The sequence below is a fragment of the Azoarcus sp. TTM-91 genome (assembly GCF_012911025.1).
Classification (GTDB): domain Bacteria; phylum Pseudomonadota; class Gammaproteobacteria; order Burkholderiales; family Rhodocyclaceae; genus Azoarcus.
Genome location: NZ_WUEI01000204.1, coordinates 1 through 3,945 on the forward strand (window position 1 = coordinate 1; position 3,945 = coordinate 3,945).

The following is a 3,945-nucleotide window of genomic DNA, read 5'->3' on the forward strand; positions in this document are numbered from 1 at the left end:
TTCGCCCAGGCGGGGGACATGCGCCATATCGCGCACCAGGGGGAGTTGCTGTTGCAGGCGCAGCACAACAGCCTCCGGGTGGAGGCGGACCAGAGCGTGGAGATCAGTGCCAGTCAGCAGCATGTGCAGGTCGCCGCCAGGGAGCACATCACGCTCTTGTGTGGTGGGGCTTACATCAGGATCGCTGGCGGGAATATCGAATTAGGCATGCCGGGCAGCCTCATTGTGAAGGCTGGGAAGCACCGCTTTACCGGCCCAGCCTATCGCAGCCCTGAACTGAATGCCTGGTCTCTCGACCTCTTCGAAAAAATGCCGCGCATTCCCGTTGCCCCCACCGATCTGCCGCTCTCCGAATAGCGCCCCCATCGGAACCCCTATCGATGCTCATCAGCCCCCCTTTCCTTCAAGCCACCGCGTCTCAAGAGATAGACACGATCAGCGGCGACGTCATGGCACTGGGTGAAAAGACCGGCAAGGGCGCCTTCCCCGTCAGCCATCATTTCGGCTGGCATGGTGGTGTCCATCTGACGGCCCCGGGCGCGCCAGGAAACCCGGAGCCCGTCCGCGCCATTGCCGATGGTGAAGTCGTGTTCGCCCGTGACAGTGCCCCCATCCCGCTCGACGCCTCTCCCGCTCATCCATTGCTGTATTACACCGGCTGGACCAGCAATGGCGTCATGGTTCTCAAGCACACCACCGAGATCGGTGAAGACCTCAACGTCATCTTCTATTCGATCTATCAGCATCTGCACACCCTGGAGAACAAAGCGGGCACCCAGGCAAAGCTGAAAGCCGGCGACAAGGTCTATCGCAAAGAGCCTATCGGCAAGGCCGGTGTCATATACGGCCGGGCGCACTGCATCCACTTCGAGATCGTCACGGATGAAGAGAACGTGGAAAAGCTGATGGGCCGAAGCCAGGGTCCTCTTGTCGCAATTGAAGGTCGGCGTAATAGCGTTTGGGGCGACATGCATATTGTTCTGCCCATGGGCACCCCGCTCTATCAGAAGGACCCACGCACCGAAACAAAGCCCTATACGGTCCGGCTCTTCAATTCCGCACTCGGCGCAAGCAATGACACCCTAGAATCGGTCGCGCAACGCTTCAACACCACACCCAAGCGCATCCGCCAACTCAACGGCCCTCCCGCCCGGGCCGCCAACTGGTGGTCCACGCTGACTGGCGCCGCACAGAAGGCGCAGAACAAACCCGAACCGACCGTTGCCAAACGAACCATCCAGATCCCGGCCATCCATGGCGCCGCCGCTGTCACCCCCCCAGAGGGAATCAGCGCCGAGGAATGGCGCAACTGGCAGGCCACCGTTGTCGGATATACCTCAACCCCGCTGATCGTCAGTTTGAGCGAAGCGCTCGGAACAATCACCCTCACTACCCGTCAAGGCAACGGCACCATCACCGGCTCATGCACCGAGAAAAATGGCGGCTACGACCTCTACAAGACCGCCGTGAAGGCTTACCCCGGCTGCCCCAGTGCCGGATATGAAATGCTGCGCTTCGGTCGGGTCATCGGCCCGGACGCTCCCGCCGAGTCCGATCTGCTGGACGGTCGCCTGCCCCACTTCCGCCGGATCGCGGTCCCCGGTACGCCACCCGCCTTCGTGAATCTCAATATCGCGGGTGTTCAAGCATTCAGCGATGCCGACTTCCCGCACTGGCTCGGCTGGACCTTCATCGACGATGACACGGACGGCAACAGCCGCTGCGACTCGACACAGCTTGTAGACTTGATCGAGCCCCCAGTTCCCGCGCCTATCCAAGTCGCGATGCTCGAGGCGCCGGGGGAAAGCGCTATCTCAGCAAATACCAGTACCCAGTACAAAGACCGCCTCCTGCGCGCCTATCTCAAGCTTCAGTCCGGAGCCATGCGGGAGCGCCTGAGCTATTGCGTCGTCAAGCAGCCCACGGAATGGTCCCGGGAGGATTTCGACAACCGCTGGCGCTGGGTCAAAGACACGCCAAGCACGCTACCCGCCCATGTCCTGTTTGAGGAGCATCTTTCCTCAGATGCCTATGAACGGCTCAAGCAACATCATCAGGCACTGGCTTTTTGGGAAGAAGCCACCGCGGCTGGTCTTGCATTGGATAAGGTGCATTATCACTTTCATCCGATTCGGTTCATTCAAACGTTCAAGAAATGCGGGTGGCGTGGCCTAAACGAACTAGCGCAAACGCTACCCCGGAGGTCATCCCCCAATGCAGGCGGAGATATTTCATGGAGCAGCGCTCGAGGTCGATGGACTCTAGGCAACAATAGCGATGGAGCAATGCCAGCCAGCATGAACATATCGATAAATCGAATGTGGGTTAAATATGGCTTTGTTACTCCTCTGCGACAGTCCCACTTCCTCTCCCAAATATACAAAGAAACTGGCGCCCTTAAATCAACTATTGAAAATGGAGGAGAACGATATTTCAGGACAATGTATGAAACACTAACACCGGAAGAGGCAGAAGAAGACTTCGACAACAAGCAGGGCTGGCTCCAAGCAATGGGCTTCCTAAAAGACAGGGATCGTCCCACTTATGTGAGTCAGCGTCCAGGAGAGATATCAGCTAAGGCTCAGAGCCTAGGAAACACTGAAATAGGAGACGGACCACGCTTCCGAGGGCGCGGACTAATCCACCTAACGGGCAGGAAAAGCTATAGAAATTATGAGATTTTTCGGAACACGGATTTCACAACCGCATTAAACCCAAGTCTAATAGCTACAGACTCCTTTTCAGCATCGGACTCCGCTGGATATTTCTGGATTTGCAAGCAGATGATTTCAGCAAACGTTGGGGCACATAGCAGTGGCATGAATATACACCGCCGTGCAGACTTAGGCCGAGGAGAGGCAAACGTCTCAGCAGTTACAACTCCGGTAAATGGAGGCAGCGCAGGACTAAACGAACGCCAGGAATTCTTCAACTATATCTATTTCATCCTAAGCGATGACACATCCTTTCCTCAAAATCTATCAATCGAGAGACAAACCGAAAATTAATACTCATCCTCTTACTTTTCAAATCCCACAAATTACTACGCAACAGGCGCAATCATGGGAAAAAAAATTATTCTTATATCTACAGCAGCAGCTCTTTTTTCACTTCCCTCCCTATCCCATTCGACCCCAGAAAAAAATTACTTAATTAAAAAAAATAAACCCATCTCAACCTGCGGAATTAAATTTAAAATACCTGAAAATCTAATTTCCGACCGTAATGAAATAATCAAAGCATGCTTACCATCCAACCAAGAAAACCTGCTTTCTTTAGGCGCCCTTTTCAGCGACCACGGAAATCCCAACTGGATAGATAGATTTCCTTTTATTAGGATTAAAAAAAATGATATAAATGAAATTTTATCTAGAAAAAATTACACCGGAATAAAAATAAACAAAAACAAAATCTTAGACACCTGGATTGGCTCAATAGAGGAAGAGTGCTCACTCACAAGAAAAACAATTTTCAAAAGAATAAATGGGAAAAACTGGGAAGGCTGGATTGCAGAAGACCAGTATTCTACTGACGCCCCATCCCGCCCGACACCAGAATACTGCAGCATGTTTCTATCTCATAACCGATGTATAAGAATGATTATTGGCAACTCAGAAGCAACGGCGACCATGGGCCAAAACTGCTTTACACGCCAACCCGAAAATTTTGACCTAGCCGCAGGCCTTAGCTACGATTTATTCATAAAAATAGTCAAAAGCATAGAATTCGAAAAATAACTATACAGCATTCATAAACCCAACACACATGACCGCGAGACTATTAACCCGGTCCTAAAATAGAAAACAGTCGTATACTCCTGACATGGAAAAGATCGATGTCAGAAAGCTTGAGCCAGCAGCGCGCGAGCAGCTTCGGCGGACGGTGATTCGAATGCTGGGGCGCGGGCATAGCCAAACGGCGGTCGCCGCCGAGCTTGGAATCAAC

The 3,945-nt window shown here is 53.0% G+C and carries 3 protein-coding genes; all 3 read left to right on the forward strand.

Translation table 11 applies throughout. The features are described 5' to 3' along the window. Positions 1–357: DUF2345 domain-containing protein (locus GRF61_RS23490; RefSeq protein WP_169153037.1), on the forward strand; the 357-nt coding region annotated here is incomplete at its 5' end. A 23-nt stretch (positions 358–380) separates the two neighbouring features. After that, positions 381–3,008, forward strand: coding sequence for a LysM peptidoglycan-binding domain-containing protein (locus GRF61_RS23495; protein ID WP_169153038.1), 2,628 nt, complete (start codon positions 381–383; stop codon positions 3,006–3,008). Between the two features lie 54 nt (positions 3,009–3,062). After that, positions 3,063–3,737: a hypothetical protein gene (locus GRF61_RS23500; RefSeq protein WP_169153039.1), complete on the forward strand. Its 675-nt coding sequence runs from the start codon at positions 3,063–3,065 to the stop codon at positions 3,735–3,737. Positions 3,738–3,945 lie beyond the last annotated feature (208 nt).

Excerpts from the sequence above, each read along its gene's own strand:
- GRF61_RS23500 (WP_169153039.1), top strand. The coding sequence starts at position 3,063 with ATGGGAAAAAAAATTATTCTTATATCTACAGCAGCAGCTCTTTTTTCA.
- GRF61_RS23495 (WP_169153038.1), top strand. The coding sequence starts at position 381 with ATGCTCATCAGCCCCCCTTTCCTTCAAGCCACCGCGTCTCAAGAGATA.